Below are 20,642 nucleotides of genomic sequence, written 5' to 3' on the forward strand. Positions count from 1 at the left end.
AGCGACGAAGCAATCCAGAGTCGCGTGCGCGGCCCTGGATTGCTTCGCTTCGCTCGCAATGACGATGGTGAGAGTTGTGTCGGGGCGGTGAGACATGAGTTCACCATCTCGCGGCGCGTTTTCGCGTCCGAGCTTTGCTGATCGTCCTGCCCTCCTTGGGAAGAGGGCACGGGGAATGCCGGGCGCTGGCCGCACCCATGGCCCGCCTGCGGAAAAAATGCAGGCGGCAGGAACCACAGGTTCAGCCGAGAACACCCGGCATTCCCCGCGCGATGGTTTTCACGGCTGCTTCGCGTTCTCCCCGGTGCGCCGGGCTTTCTGGCCACCGTTGCCCGCGCGACGCGTGAGCGCCAACGCAGGCGTAATACCAGCATCGGGGTATCAGGACCACGCGACTTGACCGTGCGCATCGCTGCCGTTCGTCGGCGCAGGGATCACCCACGCTGCAGCACCAACACGCCCACCGCATCCCGCACTCGACGTTCGTGACGACCGCGAAGCGCCCCTCTTGTGAGGCGGGACGGGAGAACGTATACATCAATTCTGAAAAAAAGAAAGAGATTTTTTCGAGGAGTGGGTGTCGGCCGGAGCGGGCGAGTATCGCCTTCTTTATGTAGCCGGTCAGACTTTCCGACAGCAGCGCGTAGGGCGGATGAGCGAAGCGTAATCCGCCGCGCCGGCAGCAGTGAACATGCATGTCACAACGCGTCGCTTGAGCGCTGGTTGTGACCGGCGAGGAGATATCGCTGATGAAATGCGGGTCTTTCGACAGCATCCGGCCGTGTCAGCGGCGGATTACGCTTCGCTCATCCGCCCTACAAATCACAGACTGAGGTGCTCCGGTCACTCCGCACAACGTGATCCTCGCCTCAGCCGACCACGCAAGGCACGTTCATGAATCCCCGAAACCGCACCCGTCCGCCGCGCACCGGGGCGCCGTCGAGCTGATAGTTCGGAAACCGCGCCAGAAACCGCGAGATCGCCACCGCGCCCTCCAGCCTTGCCAGCGCCATCCCTGCGCATTGATGGGCGCCGGTGCCGAAGGCGAGGTGGCGGTTGGCGAGGCGGGTGATGTCGAAGCGTTCGGGATCGTCGAACTGGGCGGGATCGCGGTTGGCAGCGCCGATGCACAGCGTAACGGAGGTGCCGGGCTCGAGCGTGATGTCGCCGAGCGTGACCGGCTCGGTGGTCATGCGGTTGCCGAGCTGGTTGGAGCTCTCGTAGCGCAGGATTTCCTCGACGGCGGTGCGGATCAGGTTGGGGGCCTCGATCAGCCTCTCGCGCTCGGCCGGATGCTGGCACAGCAGGACGAGGCCGTTGCCGATCAGATTGGTGGTGGTCTCGTGTCCGGCATTGAGCAGGAAGATGCAATTGTGCAGGAGCTCCTTTTCGCTCAGACGCTCGCCGTCGGCCTCGCCCTGGATCAGGCGCGTCAGCACGTCGCGCTCCGGATTGCCGGGTGCCGCGCGGCGGCGTGCGACCAGCGTTTCCAGATAGGCGAGGAAATCGCCGACCGCCTGGTTGCCGCGGGCAAGCTGCTCGCGCGTCAGCACCGGCTCCAGCGCGCCGAGGATGGCAAGCGACCAGTCGCGCAAGGGGCCGCGCTCCTCGTGCGGCACGCCGAGCAGGTTGCCGATGACCTCGATCGGGATCGCCGCGGCGAAATCCTCGATCAGCTCGAATCTGTCCTTCGCTGCAATCCGGTCCAGGAGCCCATCGACGAGCGCAATCAGAGCGGGCTCCATCTCGGCGATCGCCCGCGGCGACAGCGCGCCCATGATCAGGCGGCGCACCCGCGTGTGCGCCGGGGGATCGTTGAACACGAGGCTCGTCGTGTGATGCTCGTAGAGCAGCGTGTCGCCATATTTCGGCGCGAACTCGCGCTTCTTGTCGGACGAGAACGTCTTCGTGGCCTTGTAGGCGGTGACGAGATCGTCGTAGCGGGTGAGGAAATAGGAGCCGCTGCGGAGGCGCTTGACCGGCGCATGCTGGCGCAGCGCGCGGTAGGTCGGGTAGGGATCGGCGTAGAACTCAGGCGTCAGGCGCTCGAGATCGAACTGGCTGGCGAGCGCTGCGTCGTCGGTCATCGATGGTCCTCCCGGCCGAGTCTCGTTTGTTGCTGCGACCGTCGCACGGCCGGCAGCAGAAGAAAATGTGCCACCCGGCAGCGCCGGGCACCGCGGGCAGGATCGGACCGCCCGCCCTGCCGCAGATCCGCCGCTTTCAGAGGTATAGAATTGCCTTTGGTGACGGTGAAATCCCGCCAGCGATTTCAGGGACTTGGCCGCCAAACCCTGCTGCGCCGCGGCATCTTTCTTGACATAGATCAAGTGAGTATTTACTCACGGCCGATGTCCACTTTGCGCATGACAAGCGATCTCCGCAGGCAGCTGATCCTCGGTGCAGCCAAGCGCTGCTTCGCGCGTCATGGCTATGCCGGCACCACGACCAAGAGCGTGGCTGCCGCAGCGGCGATCTCGGAAGCGCTGCTGTTCAAGCATTTCCCCTCCAAGGCGGCGCTGTATGCGGAGATCCTCACCGAGGAGTGCGAGACCGATCCGGATTTCGAGGTGCTGCTCAGCCAGGAACCTTCGACCGCGACGCTGGTCATGCTGATGGCCGGGATGGTCCGGCATTTCCTCGGCATTGCCGACGGCCCCAATGAGGAAGAAGAGCAGCGGCTGCGGCTGATGGCGTCGAGCCATCTCGATGATGGCGAATTCGCAAGGCTGCTGTATGCGAAGATCGATGATCTCATCGGCGCCAAGTTCGTTGACTCGCTGGTGACAGCCGTTGCCTCCGGTGACGCCGTGCGCTTAGTGGCCGCGCCCCGCGACCTGTTCTGGTTCGCGCATCACACCGTGTTGATGGCGGCATTGACGCGGCTTCCATCCGTTCCATGTGTGCCGTATGGAACTGCGGCGAGCCTGGAGCGCCAGCTCAGCGAATTCATCCTGCGCGGCATCGGACTGACCGACGCCGCCATTGCGTGCTACCTCGATCACGAATTGTCGCAACCTCCGGTCCGGCCGGCGACGGCAGAAAGTGCATGACATGAACATTGCGACCGAACCCAAGCTCTCCGGAAAGCCGGTCGACGACAAGCCGCGCAAGCGCACCCGCCCGGTGCTGTGGTTCATCGTGATCGGCGGCCTGCTCGCGGCGCTGGTCGGCGGCCTCGTGTGGTTCAACATGTTCCGCGACAAGATGATCGCGCAGTTCTTCGCCAACATGAAGCCGCCGCCGATCAGCGTCACCGTCGCGACCGCGAGCCCGGAGAACGTGCCGAACCTGCTGACGGCCGTCGGCGATCTCGCCGCCGTGCACCAGGTCAACGTGACCTCGGACGTCAGCGGCCGCATCACCGACATCATGTTCACCCCGGGCTCCACGGTGAAGCAGGGCGCGCCGCTGGTGCAGCTCTATGACGCGCCGGATCAGGGCGATCTCGCCAACTACAAGGCCCAGGTGACCGTGGCGCAATTGTCGCTCGATCGCGCCAAGCAGCTGGCATCGCGCCAGTTCGGGCCGCAGGCGACCGTCGACCAGGCCCAGGCCGCCTACGACCAGGCGCAGGCCGGCATCGCCAAGACCGAGGCGCTGATCGCGCAGAAGCTGGTGCGCGCGCCGTTCGACGGCGATCTCGGCGTCCGCAAGGTCGAGGTCGGCCAGTATCTCAGCGCCGGCACGCAGATCGTGTCGCTGACCGATCTGTCGGAGCTGTGGGTGAACTTCACCGTGACGGAGAAGGACAGCGGCCAGCTCAAGGTCGGCCAGACCGTCCGCATCGGCGTCGATGCCTATCCGGGCCGGACCTTCGAAGGCAAGATCACCACGATCGAGCCGCAGATCGCGACCGACACCCGCAACATCCGCGTGCAGGCGACGATCGCCAATCCGGAGCGCATCCTGAAGCCGGGCATGTTCGCCACCGCCACCGTGGTGCTGCCGGAGAAGCCGCCGGTGCTGACGGTGCCGGAGACCGCGGTCGACTACACGCTCTATGGCGACTCGGTGTTCGTGATCAACGAGAAGAAGACCGACGACGGCAAGACCGCGCTCACGGCCGACCGGATCTATGTGCAGACCGGAGATCGCATCAATGGCCGCGCGGTGGTCCTGAAGGGCCTGAAGGAGGGCGATCGCGTCGTCGCCGTCGGCCAGCTCAAGATCCAGTCCGGCGCTGCCGTCGCGATCTCGACCGATCCGCCGCCGCCGGTGCCGGCGAAGCCGCCGCGCTACTGAGCGAGCCTCTGAGCCAATGCCGGGCCGCCGCCATGAGGCGGCCCGCCCGCACCTCACCCGCCTCCTGCTGACGAGATTGCCGCGATGCGTTTCACCGATATCTTCATCAAGCGCCCGGTGCTGTCGGTCGTCGTCAGCCTGCTCATCCTGCTGCTCGGCCTGCGCGCCGCGTTCGAGCTGCCGATCCGGCAATATCCGAAGCTGTCCAACACGGTCGTCAACGTCACGACCGTCTATCCCGGCGCATCCGCCGACCTCATCCAGGGCTTCATCACGACGCCGCTGGAGCAGGCGGTCGCGTCCGCCGAGGGCGTCGACTACATCACCTCGTCCTCGGTGCAGGGCACCAGCACGATCCAGGTCTTCATCAAGCTCAACTTCGATCCGAACCAGGCGCTCACCGAGGTGCTCGCCAAGGTCAACTCGGTCCGCTACCTCATCCCGAAGGAATCCAACGACCCGATCGTGACCAAGACCACGGGGCAGACGACGTCGGTGATGTATCTCGGCTTCTCCAGCGAGGAGCTGTCGGGATCGGCGATCTCGGACTATCTGACGCGCGTGGTGCAGCCGGTGCTGTCGACGGTCGACGGCGTCGCTGCGGCCAACATTCTCGGCGGCCAGACCTTCGCGATGCGGATCTGGCTGAACCCCGAGAAGATGGCCGGCCGCAACGTGTCGCCGACGGATGTCGCGGCGGCGATCGCGGCCAACAACTTCCAGTCCGCGGCCGGCCAGGCCAAGGGCTACTTCATCGTTTCCAACATCACGACGAATACCGGCCTGACCGACGTCAACCAGTTCAAGCGGATGATCGTCAAGGCCAAGGACGGCGGCTTCGTCCGCATGGAGGACATCGCCACCGTCGAGCTCGCGGCGCAGAGCACCGATGCCAGCGTCGCCTTCAGCGGCGAGCGCGCGATCTTCATCGGCGTCGACGCGACGCCGCAGGGCAACCCGCTCAACATCGTCAAGGGTGTGCGCGCGCTGTTCCCCGACCTCGAGCGCAACCTGCCGCCATCGATGAAGATGAAGGTGGCCTATGATTCCACCAAATTCATCCAGTCCTCGATCGACGAGGTCGAGCATACGCTCGGCGAAGCCGTCCTGATCGTCATCGTCGTCATCTTCCTGTTCCTGGCGTCGCTGCGCTCGGTCATCATCCCCGTGGTGACCATCCCGCTGTCGCTGATCGGCGTCTGCACGATGATGCTGGCGTTCGGCTTCAGCATCAATCTGCTGACGCTGCTGGCCATGGTGCTGGCGATCGGCCTCGTCGTCGACGACGCCATCGTCGTGGTGGAGAACATCCACCGCCATCTGGAGGAGGGCAAGGCGCCGGTGCAGGCTGCATTGCAGGGCGCGCGCGAGATCGTCGGTCCGGTCATCTCAATGACCATCACGCTGGCGGCGGTGTATGCGCCGATCGGCTTCCTCGGCGGTCTGACCGGCTCGCTATTCCGTGAGTTCGCCTTCACGCTCGCCGGCTCCGTCATTGTGTCGGGAGTCATTGCTTTGACGCTGTCGCCGATGATGTGCTCGGTGCTGCTGAAGAGCGCCGATGAGGGCCGCTTCGCGCGCCTCGTCAACCGGGTGTTCGGCGCGATGACGCGCTGGTACGGCCGCCGGCTCGACCGCTCGCTCGACTACCGGCCGGTGACCGCGCTGTTCGCGCTGACGATCCTCGGCCTGGTCGGCTTCCTCTACATGCACACCTCGAAGGAGCTGGCGCCGGAGGAGGATCAGGGCATCGTGTTCTCGATCACCAAGGCGCCGAAATACGCCAACATCGACTACATCAACTTCTACACCGACAAGGTCGACAAGGCGTTCGCGAAGTTCCCTGAGACCGACCTTCGCTTCGTTCTGAACGGCATCCTCGGCCCGCAGGGCGGCTTTGCCGGCATGCTGCTCAAGCCCTGGGATGAGCGCACGCGCTCCTCGATCAAGCTGAAGCCGCTGGTGCAGGCGGAGCTGTCGAAGATCGAGGGCATCAACGCCTTCGCCTTCAACCTGCCGGCGCTGCCGGGCGGCCCCGGCGGTCTGCCGGTGCAGATGGTGATCAGCTCGACCAGCGGCTTCCAGGCGGTCTATGAGCAGATGGCCAAGCTGAAAGACGCCGCGCGCAAGAGCGGAATGTTCATCGTCTCCGACAGCGACCTCGAGTTCAACCAGCCGGTGGTCAAGGTCTGGATCAATCGCAGCAAGGCGAGCGATCTCGGCATCACCATGCAGTCGATCGGCAACACGCTCGCGGTGCTGCTCGGCGGCAACTACATCAACCGCTTCAACCTCGAAGGCCGCTCCTATCAGGTGATCCCGCAGGTGCCGCGCGACAAGCGGCTGTCGCCGGAATCGCTGTCGGGCTACTATGTCGCGACCGCCGCCGGCCAGCAGGTGCCGCTGTCGACGGTGGTCAACATCGAGACCGCGACCGACCCGAACTCGCTGACGCATTTCAACCAGCTCAACTCGGCGACCTTCTCCGCCGTGCCGATGCCCGGCGTCACGGTCGGGCAGGCCGTCGACTTCCTGGAGAAGCAGGCCAAGAACCTGCCGTCCGGCTTCAGCCACGATTATCTCGCCGACGCCCGTCAATACGTCCAGGAAGGCAACCAGCTCGCCATCACCTTCGGCTTCGCGCTGATCATCATCTTCCTGGTGCTGGCGGCGCAGTTCGAGAGCCTGCGCGATCCGTTCGTCATCATGATCAGCGTGCCCATGGCGATCGTCGGCGCCTTGATCCCGCTGTTCTTCGGCCTCGCGACCATGAACATCTACACCCAGGTCGGCCTGCTGACGCTGGTCGGCCTGATCACCAAGCACGGCATCCTGATGGTGGAGTTCGCCAACGAGCTGCAACTCAACGAGGGGATGGACCGCCGCACCGCCATCGAGACGTCCGCGCGCATCCGCCTGCGGCCGATCCTGATGACGACGGCGGCGATGGTCACCGGCTTGATCCCGCTCTTGACCGCGACCGGTGCCGGCGCCGCCAGCCGCTTCTCGATCGGCCTCGTCGTCGTCGCCGGCATGTCGATCGGCACGCTGTTCACGCTGTTCGTGCTGCCGGCCGTCTACACCGTCATCGCCACCGACCACCAGGCCGCCGCCAAGTCGCAGCGCGCCCGGCAGATCGCCCAGTTCGACGCCGAGACCGACCACGCGCTGAAGGCGACGTGAGCAGTTTCTTTGGGTTGCTGAAGATCAACGGCGGCTGCTCCTGGCAGTCGCCGTTTTTGTCGGGCCGTCTCTTACTCCCCTTACTGTCGTCACGGCCGGCGGCGCCCGCCGCGGCGCTCAGCACAGCGGCCTCTTAAAGAACAGATGGTCGAGCAGGATCAGCAGAGCGGCGATGCAGATGATGATGAAAAACGCGAAGGCGTAGTGCAAGGACCGATGGAAGTGCGCGCGATAGGCGCGGGAATATTCGTCGGCAGTCACACGGCGGAGCGTGAACCAGCCGCGCCATTCCGGTGCATGGCTCGCCATCAAGACCCGCTCGCGAAACGCCAGCGCCCAGTATACGACGCCAGCCCCCATGTCGACGATCGTCAACAATCGCAGGAGATCCTCAGCCATTCGAGCTAGCATGGAGAGACCTCGCTCACTGCTCCTGCTGCGGATCGAGCGCGTCGCGCAGGCCGTCGCCGAGGAGGTTGAGCGACAGCACGACGAGGAAGATCGCAAGCCCCGGCCAGATCGCCATCCATGGCGCGTTGGTGAGGAAGCGCTGGGCGGCGTTGAGCATGCTGCCCCAGGACGGCGCCGGCGGCTGCTGGCCCAACCCCAGGAACGAGAGCGCGGCCTCGGCGATGATGGCGGCGGCGACCGACAAGGTCGCCTGCACCAGCAGCGCCGGCATGATGTTCGGCAGGATGTGCCTGACCGCGATCTGCAGGTCGGTGTCGCCGACGCTGCGCGCGGCTTCGACATATTCCTCGACCTTGACGCTCATCACCTCGCCGCGGGTCAGCCGGACGAAGATCGGTGTTGCCGAGATGCCGATCGCGATCATGGCATTGCCGAGGCTCGGCCCCAGGAACGCCGCCAGTGCGATCGCCAGGATCAGGAACGGGCAGGCCAGCATCGCGTCGGTGACGCGGCTGATCAGGGCATCGATGAAGCCGCCGCGGTAGCCTGCGAGCATGCCGATGGGGACGCCGATCGCCAGCGCAATGGCGACGGAGATCGCACCGGCCAGCAGCGAGGCCCGCGCGCCGTAGATGACGCGGGCCAATACGTCGCGGCCGAGATCGTCGGTGCCGAACCAATGCGCCGCCGACGGCGCCTTGCGCACCAGCGCCCAGCTCGTCTTGATGGGATCGGCGGGCGCCACCAGCGGCGCAAGCACGGCGAGCAGGACGAAGACCGTGATCAGGCCGAGCCCGACCATGGCACCCTTGCGCTTGACGAGGCGGCGCAGGGTGCGCTGCATCGGCCGTTCGAGCGGGGCGAGGGCGCGGGCTCCGTGCGGAGCTGACAGGATCGTCTCGGCCATGTCAGCTCCTCAGCCGCGGGTTGACGAGGACATAGGCGAGATCGGCGACCAGGTTCAGCATGATGTAGACGGTGGCGGTGACCAGCACGACACCCTGCACCACCGCGTAGTCGCGATTGAACACGGCATCGACGATCAGCTTGCCGAAGCCGGGGATCGAGAAGATCTGCTCGGTCAGCACCGCGCCGGACAACAGCGTGCCGAGCTCGAGCGCGCCCAGCGTGATGACCGGCGTCAAGGCGTTGCGCAGCGCATGGCCGAGGATGACCTGGCGTTCGGAGATGCCCTTGGCGCGCGCGGTGCGGATGTAGTCGCTGCTCAGCACCTGCAGCATCGCGCTGCGGGTGTGGCGCATCAGGATCGCGGCGATGGCGTTGCCGAGCACGAAGGCCGGCATGATGGTGGCGGCGAGGCTGGCCCGCCAGTCCTCGGCGGGCGAGACGTAACCGGAGGCGGGGAGCCAGCCGAGCTGGATCGAGAACAGGAAGATCAGCATGATGCCGAGCCAGAAGTTCGGCGTCGAGATGCCCCACAGCGCAAACAGGTTGGCGGCATAGTCCCAGGCCGTCCCGCGCTTCACGGCGGAAATGATGCCGGCGGGAATGCCGATCAGGAACGCGATCACGATCGCCATCGAGGCGAGCTGCAGCGTCACGGGCAGTTTCTGCAGGATGAGATCGCGCACCGGCATCTTGATGCGCAGCGACTCGCCGAAATCGCCCGAGAGCACGCCCTTGATCCAGTAGCCGTATTGAACGGGCAGGGGCTGATCGAGGCGATACTGCTTGCGGATCTGCTCGATCACCGCCGGATCGCGCTCCTCGCCGGCCATCACCAGCGCGGGGTCGCCGGGCAGGAGTTGCTGCAGCGAGAAGATGAGGATGGAGACGAAGATCAGCGTCGGGATGATCTGGCCGAGGCGGCGCGCGAGGAAGGTCAGCATGATCAGCTCTTCCTGCGGCGCTGAAGATGTCGGCCGTCAGATGCAGGTCGCGCCTCCTGCGTTCCCTCCCCCACAAGGGGGGAGGGAGCAGAGGGAGTTCGCCGCGTCGGCTGCGCGTCCCGGCGGACAGAGGCCACCCGACCGCTCATTTCAGCTTCAGCCCGACCACGCGCACCAGGCCGTCCGGCATCTGCTTGTAGCCTTCGAGCTTCTTGGTGTGCGCGATCAGGATACGGCGGTGATAGAGGTAGAGGATCGGCTCGTCCTCGATCTCGAGCTTCGTCAGCTTCTCGTAGAGCGCCTTGCGCTGGGCCATGTCGGTCACGAGCCGCGCGTCGCTGAGCGCCTTGTCGGCCTCGGCGTTGGCCCAGACGCTGTAGTTCTGCGGCGCGTTGCGGTGCAGGAACACGTAGCTGTTGCCGTCGGGATCGATGCGGCCGCTCCATGACAGCATGAAGGCCTGATAGTCGCCGGCCTCGGCCTGCTTCAGCGAGGTCGCCAACTCGGTGACCCGGATCTTCAGGTCAAAGCCGGCCTCGGCAGCCATCGACTGCACGACCTGGGCGGCGGCCTCGGTCTCGGCGCCCTTCGGCACCATGAAATCGACGGCGACCGGCGGCGTGACGCCGGCCTCCTTCAGCAGCGCCTTGGCCTTCTCGACATCGCGAGCACGGACCGGGAAGGCCTTCTGATAGTAGGGATGCGAGGGATTGACCCACTGGTTACCCGGCATGAACTCGCCGTTGAAGACGACTTGGTTGAGCGCCTCGCGATCGATCGCGAGGTCGAGCGCCTGCCGCACCTTGGCGGACTGGCTGAGCGGACCCTTGGCCTTGTCCTTGCCGATGTTGAGCGTGATGCCCTGATAGCCGAGCTCGATCGCCGTCGACAGCGCGAGCCTGGAATCGGCGCGCACGTCCTTGATGTCGGTGGCGAGCACGCGCTCGATCAGGTCGAGCGCGCCGGATTTCAGGTTCGCCAGCCGCACGGTGGCGTCGACGATCGGCTGGTAGACGATCCTGTCGATGAAGACGTTGTCCTTGTTCCAGTAGTCGGCGAACTTCTCGAATACGATCTTGTCCTGTTGGACACGTTCGACGAACTTGTACGGACCGGCGCACACCGGATGCAGGCCGAACTTGTCGCCGGCCTCTTTCGCGGCCTTCGGCGACACCATCATGCCGGCGCGGTCGGTGAGCTGGGCGATCAGCGGCGAGAACGGCGCCTTCAGGACGAGCTTGATTGTCAGGGGATCGACGACGTCGACATGATCGAGCGACGCCAGCTCGGGCTTGCGGAACGAGCCGGGGAAGGTGAGGTGGCGGTCGAGCGAGAATTTGGCGGCCTCGGCGTCGAACGGCTCGCCGTCATGAAACTTCACGCCGGGCCGGAGCTTGATGATGACCTCCTTGCCGTCGGCGGAGGTCCCCTGCGACAGCGCCAGCTGCGGTACGATGTTCAGCTTCTCGTCGATGTCGAACAGCTTATCGCAGGTCGCGGCGAACACGATGCGGCCGACATAGGTGCGGGCCATGGTCGGATCGAGAACGTCGGGGTCCTCGGCAAGGCCGATGCGCAAGGTGGTCTGCGCCTGCGCTGCAGGCCCCCAAGAGGCCACGACAACGGCCGCGACCGCGGCCAAGCACCAGTTCCTCATCATCCGATTTTCCCTCACGCGAATGCAGCCTGCGTTGTTGCACTATCAATACCAACCCCGATCACGTGCCATGCTTCCGGCTTGGTCATGTCTGGTTCGCGAGCGCGGCGGCGATGCCGGCATCAATCGTGGCGCGATCCGTGATCCCTGCAGGATTGTCGCGCGTCGGCATGAACTGCCGGAATACGGCCCAATGCTTGCGGCTGACGCTCTCCAGTCGTTCGAGCTCTGCCAGCGGATCGGGGTGATCGTCGACGCGCAGATCGAGCTCGGACCATTCCTCCTTGCCGTGGACGAGGAGGGCAGCGGACTGTTTGCCGCGCTTGTCACCGCCGGCGGCCTCGCCGGCCTTCATGGCGGCGATCAGGCGCAGGGCGAGGGGCAGGGCGCTGTTGGCGAGAAAGGCGTTCGCGGTCTCGTTCAGCACCTGCGGGCCGGCCAGCATGTTGCCGGCAATTGAAAAGCCCCGGCCTTCGAGATGGCCGCACCAGTCGATGCAGTCGCGGCCGGTGTGGGCGGCAATCTGGCCGTTGCGATCGAGGATGTGGAGCTGGCGGCTCTCGCGGCCGGGATCGGCAGATGTCAGCAGTTGCACGATCTCGCGCGGATGCCGGCCGTCGCGCAGCAGCGTGACGCCGTCGATGCCGTAATAGGGATTGACCAGCGCCTGGGTGGCGATGCCGCCGTGGCCGGCGACGATGAAGGGCACGCGCGCGCCGACGGCGAAGAAGCGGGTGGCGACGGCGATGCCGATCTGGCCGGTGAGATCGTCCTTGGCAATGATCGACCAGGTCATCGTCGCGTCGCTCTCTTATCGTCCGGCCGCGTAACCCTGCATGCCCCGCGGATTGGCCGCGGCGCGGCGGCGGCGGCCCACGCGGGAGGCCGCGGTGAGGCGGCCCTCCGACCAGTCGGGGCCGACTTCGACCACATGGCCGCGGCGGCGCAGCTCCTCGACGGTCGCCTTGGGCACGCGGCCCTCGACCACGAGCACGCCGGGGCGCGCGGTGCGCGGCCAGAACGAGATCGGGAAGTGTTCGGAGTGCCACGCCGGCGCGTCGATCGACTCTTGCAGGTTCATGCCGGCATGGACGTGGCGCAGGAAGAACTGCGTGTTCCACTGGTCCTGCTGGTCGCCGCCGGGCGAGCCCCAGGCGACGTAGGGCTCGCCGTCGCGCAGCGCCATGGTCGGCGACAGCGTGGTGCGCGGCCGCTTGCCCGGCACCAGCGCGGCCGGATGATCCTCCTCCAGCCAGAACATCTGCGCGCGCGTCCCCAGGCAGAAGCCGAGCTCGGGGATGACCGGCGATGATTGCAGCCAGCCGCCGGAGGGCGTCGCCGAGATCATGTTGCCTTGGGAATCGATGATGTCGAAATGCACGGTGTCGCCGCGCACCTCGCCGAAGCGGCCGACGGTCGGCTCGCCCGAGCCCATTGCGCCGACGGCCTCGCGGTGGCCTTGGGCCTCGCGCAGCTTCACCTTGGCGCCGTAGCCGTCGAGCGTGCCGGGACGCAGCTCGAGCGAGGCCTTGTCGGTGATCAGCTTGCGCCGCTCGTCGTTGTAGGCATCGGACAGCAGCGTGCCGATCGGGATGTCGGCAAACTTCGGATCGCCGTAGAATGCCTCGCGGTCAGCGAACGCAAGCTTCGCCGCTTCGATCTGCCAATGGATGAAGTCGGGTCCGGTCGGATCGAGGCCGTCGAGCGCAAAGCCCTTGAGCAGTGCGAGCTGCTGCAGCAGCACCGGGCCCTGGCTCCAGACGCCGGCCTTGCATACGGTGTAGCGGCCGTACTCGTAGGTGAGCGGCGCCTCGATGGTCGGCTGCCAGCGCGCCATGTCGTCGGCGGTCAGCACGCCCTTGTGGCGCGAACCCGAGACGTCCATCACTTCCTGCGTCCGGCAGAAGCGGTCGATCGCCTCGGCGACGAAGCCCTGCGACCAGGCCTTGCGCGCGCGCTCGATCTGCGCGTCGCGATCAGCACCCGCGCTTTCGCCTTCACTCAGGATGCGCGCGTAGGTTTCCGCAAGCTGTGGATTGGTGAACAGCGTGCCCGGCCTCGGCACCTCGCCATTGGGCAGATAGAGCGCGGCCGAGGTCGGCCAATGCGTCTTGAACAGTTGCTCGACGGTCTGGATCGTCGCGGAGACGCGCTCGACCAGCGGATAGCCGTCGCGCGCGTAGGAAATTGCCGGCTCCAGCACGTCGCGCAGCCGCATCGTGCCATAGTCGCGCAGCAGCAGCATCCAGGACTCGAAGGTGCCGGGCACGCAGGCCGCGAGCAGGCCGGTGCCGGGCACCATGTCGAGGCCCTCGCGCTTGTAGTGCGCAATGGTGGCGCCTGATGGCGCCGGGCCCTGGCCGCAGATGACCTCGGTGCGTCCGCGTCTGACGTCGTGCAGGATGATCGGCACGTCGCCGCCGGGACCGTTCAGATGCGGCTCCACCACCTGCAGGGTGAAGGCCGCCGCGACGCCGGCATCGAAGGCGTTGCCGCCGCGCTCCAGCATCGCCATGCCGACGGCGGTGGCCAGCCAGTGCGTCGAGGTGACGACGCCGAAGGTGCCGTCGATCTCGGGGCGGGTCGTGAAGGGATCGGGGTTGATGAAGCTCATGGCCGGCTTTGCCTATCCTATCGAGTCGCCGTCATTGCGAGCGAAAGCGAAGCAATCCAGGACCGTGGATGACGCCCTGGATTGCTTCGTCGCTTCGCTCCTCGCAATGACGACCCATTCAAATTTCGCCTCATCGCTCATCACAACTCAGGCCGGCACAGCGGCTGCAGCCGGCTGGTTCACCGCATGGCAGGCAACGCCGCCGATCAGCTCGGGCGCCTGCTGCCGGCAGAGATCGAATGCAAGGGGACAGCGTGGGTTGAAGGTGCAGCCCGGAGGCGGGTTGATCGGGTTCGGGATCTCGCCCTTGACCGGAATGCGCTGGCGGCCCGACATCGACAGGTCCGGCACCGCGCCGAGCAGCATCTTGGTGTAGGGCATGCGCGGATCGCTGAACAGCGTGCGGCCGTCCGCGATCTCGACGATGCGGCCGAGATACATCACGCCAATGCGGCTCGCCATGTGGCGCACGACCGCGAGATTGTGGCTGATGAACAGATAGGTCAGGCCGAACTTGTCCTGCAGGTCGCGCATCAGATTGAGGATCTGCGCCTGCACGGAGACGTCGAGCGCCGAGGTCGGCTCGTCGCAGACGATGAACTCGGCCTCCGAGGCGAGCGCGCGCGCGATGGCGATACGCTGGCGCTGGCCGCCGGAGAATTCGTGCGGAAACTTCTGGCCGTCGTCGGGATGCAGGCCGACCAGGGTCAGCAGCTCGCCGACGCGGTCCTTGATCTGGCGCTCACCCTCGATGATGTCAAAGGCGCGGATCGGCTCGGCGATGATGCTATCGACGCGGAAGCGCGGATTGAGGCTCGCGTAAGGATCCTGAAACACCATCTGGATGCGGCGGCGCAGCGTGCGCCGCACCTGGGCCTGGCGCGCATCGCTCATCGACACGCCGTCGATGATGACCTCTCCCGACGTCGGCGCCAGCAGCCCGACCACCATGCGCGCGACCGTGGTCTTGCCCGAGCCGGATTCGCCGACCAGCGCGAAAGTCTCGCCCTTCCTGATGCCGAAGCTGACGCCGTCGACGGCTTTCAGGAACTCCTGCGGCTGACGCTCGATCACGCGGTTGAGCCAGGGTTTCGAGACATCGAAGACCCGGCGCAGGTTCTTGACCTCGACGAAATCGGTCATGCCGCGGTCTCCGTGGCGCGATCGTACAGATGACAGGCGACCGCCTGCGTGCCCTGGCGCAGCGGCTCCGGCCGATCGACGCGGCAGCGATCGAAGGCGAAGCTGCAGCGCGGATTGAACGAGCAGCCGGGCGGGATCGCGGACAGCCGCGGCATCGAGCCTGGGATCTGCACCAGCCGCTTCTCCTCGCCCGCGAGCGTCGGGATCGCACCCATCAGGCCCTTGGCGTAGGGGTGCAGCGGGTTCTGGATCACCTCCTGCACCGGGCCGATCTCGGCCACGCGGCCGGCATACATCACCGCGACGCGGTCGCAGGTCTCGGCGATCACGCCCATGTCGTGGGTCACCAGCATCACGGCGGTGCCGTGGTCGCGGCCGAGCCGCTTGATCAGCGAGATGATCTGCGCCTGCACGGAAACGTCGAGCGCGGTGGTCGGCTCGTCGGCGATGATCAGCTCCGGCTCGGCGCACAGCGCCAGCGCGATCACGACGCGCTGGCGCATGCCGCCGGAGAATTCGTGCGGATAGCCGTCGATGCGCTTCTCGGGCGCCGATATGCCGACCTCGGCGAGCAGGTCGATGGCTCGCTTGCGCGCCTGCTGCTCGGTGAGGTTGGTGTGGGTCCTGATGGTCTCGATGATCTGGTCGCCGACGCGATACAGCGGATTGAGCGAGGTCAGCGGATCCTGGAAGATCATGCCGATGCGCTTGCCGCGCACCTTGCGCATCTCCTCCGGCGGCAGATTGTCGACACGCAATCCCGAGAGCTGGATCTCGCCGCCGGAGATGCGGCCCGGAGGATCGATCAGGCCGATCACGGCGAGGCCGGTGACGGATTTGCCGGCACCGGATTCGCCGACGACGCCGAGCACCTCGCCCTTGGCGATGTCGTAGGAGACGCCGTCGATCGCGCGCAGGGTGCCGCGCCGGGTCGCGAACTCGACCTGCAGGTTGCGCACGGACAGAACGGGGGCGGTCATGAGCTCAAGCCTCGGAAGGACGCATTCACGCGGGTCATCGCAGTTTCGGGTTGAGGGCGTCGCGCAGCCAGTCGCCGAGCAGGTTGATGGCGAGGATCAGTCCGGCCAAAGCGATGCCGGGGAAGGCGACGATCCACCATTCGCCAGCGAACAGATAGTTGTTGCCGATCCGGATCAGGGTCCCGAGCGAGGGCATCGTTTCGGGCATGCCCGAGCCGAGGAACGACAAGGTCGCCTCGGTGATGATCGCCAGCGCCAGGTTGATGGTGGCGATCACCAGCACGGGACCGGTGGTGTTGGGCAGCACGTGGCGCAGCATGATGACGGGCGCGGGCAGGCCGATCAGCTGAGCTGCGGCGACGTAGTCCTTGTTCTTCTCGACCAGCACTGAGCTCCGCACCGTGCGCGCATATTGCACCCAGAAGGAGAGGCCGATCGCCAGCACGAGCACGACCAGCATGCTGAGCCAGTCCAGTCGGTTGCCGGACACCGACTTGGCGATGCCGTTGACCAGCAGAGCGATCAGGATCGGCGGAAAGGTGAGCTGGACGTCGGCGATGCGCATGATCACGGTGTCGACCCGGCCGCCGAAATAGCCCGCGATCAGGCCGAGGCCGATGCCAAGCGCGCCGGAAAAGGCGACGCCGAGAATGCCGACCAGGAGCGAAATCCGCAGGCCGTAGAGGATGGCCGAGAGCACGTCGCGACCCTGCTCGTCGGTGCCGAGCAAAAACGGGCTCTGTCCGTCGGCGGTCCATAGCGGCGAAATCCGCGAGTTCAACAGCTGCAATTGGGCCGGGTCGAACGGGTTCTGCGGCGACAGCAGCGGCGCGAAGATCGCCAGCAGGAAGAACAACAGCGTGATCACGGCCGCGGCGACCGTCAGCTTGGAGCGGCGGAAGGAATAGAACAGGTCGCTCGCAAGCGCACGCTTCAACCATCCGTCGGTGGCGCGCGGCGTCTCGACGGGAGTGGGATGAGGAAGGGCTGCGTCGCTCATGATCAGGCCGGCCGGCTGATGGTCGCGCGCAGGCGCGGATCGACCACGGTGTAGAGGATATCAACCACGAGATTGATGGTGACGAAGATCAGCGACACCATCATCAGGTAGGCCGCCATGATCGGGATGTCGACGTTCTGCACCGCCTGCACGAACAACAGGCCCATTCCCGGCCATTGGAACACCTGCTCGGTGATGATCGAGAACGCGATCACCGAGCCGAACTGCAGGCCGACCACGGTGATCACCGGCACCAGCGTGTTGCGCAGCGCATGGCCGAAATGAATCGCGCGCGTGGTCAGCCCGCGGGCGCGGGCGAAGCGGATGTAGTCGGTGCGCAGCACCTCGAGCATCTCGGCGCGGACCAGCCGCATGATCAAGGTCATCTGGAACAGGCCGAGCGTGATCGAGGGCATGATCAGCGCCTTCCAGCCTGAGACGGTGAACAGGCCTGATGTCCACCAGCCGAGCCTGACGGTGTCGCCGCGGCCGAACGACGGCAGCCAGCCCAGCGTGACCGAGAACAGATAGATCAGGAGGATGCCGATCAGGAAGGTCGGCAAGGAGATGCCGATCAGCGATACCATCTGGAACAGCTTGGCGAGCAGGGAGTCGCGGTGCAGCGCCGAGAACACGCCCATCAGGATGCCGAAGAACAGCGCCAGGATCGTCGCGCAGATCGCGAGCTCCAGCGTGGCCGGCATGCGCTCCTTGAGCAGATCGGAAACCGGCTGCCGGAACTGATAGGAGACGCCGAACTTGAACTGCGCCGCGTCGAACAGATAACGGCCGAACTGGACGATGAAGGGATCGTCGAGGCCGAGCGACTGGCGGATGCTGGCCCGTTCCGCGGCCGACGCGTCGATCGGCACGATCTGGCTCACCGGATCTCCGGCGAAACGGAACATGGCGAACGCGATGATTCCGACGGCGATCATGACGCCGATGGCCTGAATTGCTCGGCGAAGCGCGAAGGCGAGCATCTGATCCTTTCAGATCCTTCGAGATGCGGCGGCGCGTAGCACTTGCCGCAGGAAATGAAAAGTCCCGAAAAGCAGTTCTGCTTTCCGGGACTAGTCGTTGCGTGTGGACTACTCGGTCTTGGTGGCGAGGAACAGCAGCACGGCGTTGTCGGCGCGCAGCGGGATCTTCACCTTCTTCGAGACGCCCCAGGCCACCGCCTGCTGATGCAGCGGGATGTAGCCGTAATCCTTGATGCCGATCTCGAAGGCCTGCTTGATCAACTGATCGCGCTTGGCGGTATCGGTCTCGACCAGGACCTTGTCGGTCAGGGCGTCGAACTCCTTGTTGCAGTAATTGCCGAGATTGGCTTCGCCGCGGGTGGCGTCCTTGGCGTCGTCACGGCAGCCCATGATGTCGTGCATCACGTTGTGGGCGTCCATCGACGACGGCGTCCAGCCGAGCAGGAAGAACGAGGTGTTGTAGCCGCCGGGCTTCAGCACCTTGGCGAAGTACTGCGCCTTGGGCTGCGCATTCAGGTTCACCTTGACCCCGATGCGCGCGAGCATGCCGACGACGGCCTGGCAGATCGCGGCGTCGTTGACGTAGCGGTCGTTGGGGCAGTCCATGCCGACCTCGAAGCCGTCGGGATAGCCGGCCTCCGTCAGCAGCTTCTTGGCCGCGTCGGGATCGTATTTCGGCCGCGTGAACTCCTTCGACAGCGCATAGAGCTGCGGCGCGATCATCAGCGCCGACGGCGTCGACAGGCCGCGCATGACGCGGGTCTTGATCAGCTCGATGTCGATGGCCTTGTAGAACGCTTCGCGGACACGAATGTCCTTGAACGGATTCTTGCCCTTGACGTTGGAGTAGAGCAGCTCGTCACGGGTCTCGTCCATGCCAAGGAAGATCGTGCGCAGCTCGGGCCCCTTCAGGACCTGGGCGTTCGGGCTGGAATCGACGCGGCCGATATCCTGCACCGGGACCGGCTCGATGATGTCGACCTCGCCGGACAGCAGCGCGGCGACGCGCGTGGCGTCGGAGGCGATGGTGGTGAACACGATCTCCTTCAGATTGTGCTCGGGCTTGCCCCACCAGTTCGGATTGACCTTGAACACGGTCTTCACACCGGGCTGATGGCTCTCGATGATGAAGGGGCCGGTGCCGTTCTCATGCAGCGCGGCGTAGCTCGGCGTGGTTGCCGACACCGGCGTCGGCGCGACCGAGTTGTTGTCCTCGCACCACTTCTTGCTCATGATGTACCACGTATCCCATTGCGAGATCAGGATGGGATTGGGGGCATCGAGCTTCACGTCGACCGTGTAGTCGTCGACCTTGATGAATTTTGCGTCCGGCGGAACGTTGGACAGGAAGTTGGAGCCGGTGGCGCGGACGCGATCGGCGGAGAAGATCACGTCGTCGGCGGTGAAGGGTTCGCCATTGTGGAACTTGACGCCCTTGCGCAGATGGAAGCGCCAGCGGGTCGGCTCGGGCGTTTCCCAGCTCTCGGCCAGCGCGGGGACGATCTTCAGGTCCTTGTCGCGCGCGGTCAGTCCCTCATAGACGTGGGCATGGTGCGCAATCGTGGTCGATTCCTTGAAAGTATAGGGATCGAGCGACTTCAGGGTGCCCTGGTTGGCGTAGCGCAGGGTCTGGGCCGAGGCCGGCATGACGGCGAGGCCGAATGCGACCGCTGCCGCGATGAGCAGGGATTTGCGTCCCGACATATGTTCAAATTCTCCGCGTTTGACGCTTGTTTTCTCGGCAGGCGCGATTGTGTCCGGCCTGCCTTGCTTCGAAGTTCGTGATTTCTGCAGCGCCTCTTGCACGAACTTCAAGAAGCAACAAGACGCCGGGCGATATGCTTGCAAGTCTGATGCCGCGCCGGAATGAACTGATCCCGTTGGCTCTAGCCTAGCGGTGCGCCGTACGACCCGCGGCAGATCGATCAGAATATGTTGCCAGAGTTCAGCGGCGGCACACAAGTGCAGTTTGTTTAAGCCTAAACGATAAGGTTATCCCCCGCCGCCGCTGTGCGGCGCACGCGGGAGGCGGCGTCCGGGATGGGCGGAAGGCTCCCGGATTGACCATGTCCCGGGAATTGCGCACCTGCAGCAAGGCGCCGCTTGCTAGAAGGGGGGCGGCGCGGTGATACTGGACACCCCCTGCCGCGAGTCCGGGATCGGCGTTCCTGGTGAAGGGAGCCCGGCCCGGGGCTGGCGTCGGGATGGTTCGAACAGCGGAGCGGACATGAAAGTCAATATCGAGATCGATTGCACACCGCTCGAAGCGCGGCAGTTTTTCGGACTTCCCGATGTCGGTCCGATGCAGGCCGCGGTCATGGACCGGCTACAGAGCCAGATGACGAGCAACATCGACAAGCTCACGCCCGAAGCCATCATGCAGAGCTGGTTCACCTTCGATCCCCGCTTGGCCGAACGGTTTCAGGACCTGATGCTGACCATGACGGGCCTCGGCGGCAGCCGCTCGAACGACAAGAAGTCGGCCTGACGCGGCCGACGGCTGCACGGATTTCGCTTGCGCGGAACTCCGAAGAGAAGCGGCGTGACGTCACGGCATGGAGCAGGCTCCACGCCGA

At 65.5% G+C, this 20,642-nt stretch carries 16 protein-coding genes; 4 read left to right on the forward strand and 12 right to left on the reverse strand.

Annotation, left to right across the window (positions count from 1 at the left end):
• Positions 1-869: 869 nt before the first annotated feature.
• Complete coding sequence (locus tag QX121_RS22035; protein WP_315779550.1) at positions 870-2,087, reverse strand: cytochrome P450; 1,218 nt, start codon at positions 2,085-2,087, stop codon at positions 870-872.
• 279 nt (positions 2,088-2,366) lie between these two features.
• On the opposite strand from QX121_RS22035, the gene QX121_RS22040 reads away from it, so the two are divergent.
• The 3 genes from QX121_RS22040 to QX121_RS22050 all read left to right on the forward strand — a co-directional run bounded on the left by QX121_RS22040 (position 2,367) and on the right by QX121_RS22050 (position 7,428).
• Positions 2,367-3,053 (forward strand): helix-turn-helix domain-containing protein, encoded by a 687-nt coding sequence (locus QX121_RS22040; protein ID WP_315737712.1) that lies wholly within the window; start codon positions 2,367-2,369, stop codon positions 3,051-3,053.
• A 1-nt stretch (position 3,054) separates the two neighbouring features.
• Positions 3,055-4,245, forward strand: coding sequence for an efflux RND transporter periplasmic adaptor subunit (locus QX121_RS22045; protein ID WP_315813021.1), 1,191 nt, complete (start codon positions 3,055-3,057; stop codon positions 4,243-4,245).
• A gap of 84 nt (positions 4,246-4,329) precedes the next feature.
• Complete coding sequence (locus QX121_RS22050) at positions 4,330-7,428, forward strand: MexW/MexI family multidrug efflux RND transporter permease subunit (protein ID WP_315737193.1); 3,099 nt, start codon at positions 4,330-4,332, stop codon at positions 7,426-7,428.
• Positions 7,429-7,545: 117 nt separating this feature from the next.
• On the opposite strand, the gene QX121_RS22055 is transcribed toward QX121_RS22050, so the two are convergent.
• The 11 genes from QX121_RS22055 to QX121_RS22105 form a co-directional block, all read right to left on the reverse strand.
• A complete protein-coding gene (locus tag QX121_RS22055) occupies positions 7,546-7,827 on the reverse strand; it encodes a hypothetical protein (RefSeq protein ID WP_315737194.1) in 282 nt (93 codons plus the stop codon).
• 25 nt (positions 7,828-7,852) lie between these two features.
• Positions 7,853-8,683: an ABC transporter permease gene (locus QX121_RS22060; RefSeq protein ID WP_315737713.1), complete on the reverse strand. Its 831-nt coding sequence runs from the start codon at positions 8,681-8,683 to the stop codon at positions 7,853-7,855.
• A gap of 64 nt (positions 8,684-8,747) precedes the next feature.
• A complete protein-coding gene (locus tag QX121_RS22065; protein WP_315737195.1) occupies positions 8,748-9,689 on the reverse strand; it encodes an ABC transporter permease in 942 nt (313 codons plus the stop codon).
• Positions 9,690-9,834: 145 nt separating this feature from the next.
• Positions 9,835-11,346, reverse strand: coding sequence for an ABC transporter substrate-binding protein (locus QX121_RS22070; protein ID WP_315813090.1), 1,512 nt, complete (start codon positions 11,344-11,346; stop codon positions 9,835-9,837).
• Positions 11,347-11,431: 85 nt separating this feature from the next.
• Positions 11,432-12,142: a DUF1028 domain-containing protein gene (locus QX121_RS22075; RefSeq protein ID WP_315737197.1), complete on the reverse strand. Its 711-nt coding sequence runs from the start codon at positions 12,140-12,142 to the stop codon at positions 11,432-11,434.
• Positions 12,143-12,157: 15 nt separating this feature from the next.
• Positions 12,158-13,960: a gamma-glutamyltransferase family protein gene (locus QX121_RS22080; RefSeq protein WP_315813022.1), complete on the reverse strand. Its 1,803-nt coding sequence runs from the start codon at positions 13,958-13,960 to the stop codon at positions 12,158-12,160.
• A gap of 147 nt (positions 13,961-14,107) precedes the next feature.
• Complete coding sequence (locus QX121_RS22085) at positions 14,108-15,103, reverse strand: oligopeptide/dipeptide ABC transporter ATP-binding protein (RefSeq protein ID WP_315813023.1); 996 nt, start codon at positions 15,101-15,103, stop codon at positions 14,108-14,110.
• The gene (locus QX121_RS22090; protein WP_315813024.1) at positions 15,100-16,083 is read right to left on the reverse strand and encodes an ABC transporter ATP-binding protein; all 984 of its coding nucleotides are present in this window, start codon (positions 16,081-16,083) and stop codon (positions 15,100-15,102) included. Before QX121_RS22090 ends, QX121_RS22085 begins: the two co-directional genes overlap by 4 nt.
• 34 nt (positions 16,084-16,117) lie before the next feature.
• Positions 16,118-17,083, reverse strand: coding sequence for an ABC transporter permease (locus QX121_RS22095; RefSeq protein ID WP_315737201.1), 966 nt, complete (start codon positions 17,081-17,083; stop codon positions 16,118-16,120).
• A 2-nt stretch (positions 17,084-17,085) separates the two neighbouring features.
• Positions 17,086-18,066, reverse strand: a complete 981-nt coding sequence (locus tag QX121_RS22100) for an ABC transporter permease (RefSeq protein ID WP_315737202.1) — start codon at positions 18,064-18,066, stop codon at positions 17,086-17,088.
• A 108-nt stretch (positions 18,067-18,174) separates the two neighbouring features.
• Complete coding sequence (locus QX121_RS22105) at positions 18,175-19,770, reverse strand: ABC transporter substrate-binding protein (protein ID WP_315737203.1); 1,596 nt, start codon at positions 19,768-19,770, stop codon at positions 18,175-18,177.
• A 523-nt stretch (positions 19,771-20,293) separates the two neighbouring features.
• Between QX121_RS22105 and QX121_RS22110 the strand changes: the two genes are divergently transcribed.
• Positions 20,294-20,554, forward strand: coding sequence for a DUF6489 family protein (locus QX121_RS22110; protein ID WP_315757805.1), 261 nt, complete (start codon positions 20,294-20,296; stop codon positions 20,552-20,554).
• Positions 20,555-20,642 lie beyond the last annotated feature (88 nt).

This window comes from Bradyrhizobium sp. SZCCHNR2028, assembly GCF_032380995.1.
Classification (GTDB): Bacteria; Pseudomonadota; Alphaproteobacteria; order Rhizobiales; family Xanthobacteraceae; genus Bradyrhizobium.

Bases quoted from the DNA above. Each gene is read 5' to 3' on its own strand.
- QX121_RS22035 (WP_315779550.1), bottom strand. From the start codon at position 2,087: ATGACCGACGACGCAGCGCTCGCCAGCCAGTTCGATCTCGAGCGCCTG.
- QX121_RS22040 (WP_315737712.1), top strand. From the start codon at position 2,367: ATGACAAGCGATCTCCGCAGGCAGCTGATCCTCGGTGCAGCCAAGCGC.
- QX121_RS22045 (WP_315813021.1), top strand. From the start codon at position 3,055: ATGAACATTGCGACCGAACCCAAGCTCTCCGGAAAGCCGGTCGACGAC.
- QX121_RS22050 (WP_315737193.1), top strand. From the start codon at position 4,330: ATGCGTTTCACCGATATCTTCATCAAGCGCCCGGTGCTGTCGGTCGTC.
- QX121_RS22055 (WP_315737194.1), bottom strand. From the start codon at position 7,827: ATGGCTGAGGATCTCCTGCGATTGTTGACGATCGTCGACATGGGGGCT.
- QX121_RS22060 (WP_315737713.1), bottom strand. From the start codon at position 8,683: ATGCAGCGCACCCTGCGCCGCCTCGTCAAGCGCAAGGGTGCCATGGTC.
- QX121_RS22065 (WP_315737195.1), bottom strand. From the start codon at position 9,689: ATGCTGACCTTCCTCGCGCGCCGCCTCGGCCAGATCATCCCGACGCTG.
- QX121_RS22070 (WP_315813090.1), bottom strand. From the start codon at position 11,346: ATGAGGAACTGGTGCTTGGCCGCGGTCGCGGCCGTTGTCGTGGCCTCT.
- QX121_RS22075 (WP_315737197.1), bottom strand. From the start codon at position 12,142: ATGACCTGGTCGATCATTGCCAAGGACGATCTCACCGGCCAGATCGGC.
- QX121_RS22080 (WP_315813022.1), bottom strand. From the start codon at position 13,960: ATGAGCTTCATCAACCCCGATCCCTTCACGACCCGCCCCGAGATCGAC.
- QX121_RS22085 (WP_315813023.1), bottom strand. From the start codon at position 15,103: ATGACCGATTTCGTCGAGGTCAAGAACCTGCGCCGGGTCTTCGATGTC.
- QX121_RS22090 (WP_315813024.1), bottom strand. From the start codon at position 16,083: ATGACCGCCCCCGTTCTGTCCGTGCGCAACCTGCAGGTCGAGTTCGCG.
- QX121_RS22095 (WP_315737201.1), bottom strand. From the start codon at position 17,083: ATGAGCGACGCAGCCCTTCCTCATCCCACTCCCGTCGAGACGCCGCGC.
- QX121_RS22100 (WP_315737202.1), bottom strand. From the start codon at position 18,066: ATGCTCGCCTTCGCGCTTCGCCGAGCAATTCAGGCCATCGGCGTCATG.
- QX121_RS22105 (WP_315737203.1), bottom strand. From the start codon at position 19,770: ATGTCGGGACGCAAATCCCTGCTCATCGCGGCAGCGGTCGCATTCGGC.
- QX121_RS22110 (WP_315757805.1), top strand. From the start codon at position 20,294: ATGAAAGTCAATATCGAGATCGATTGCACACCGCTCGAAGCGCGGCAG.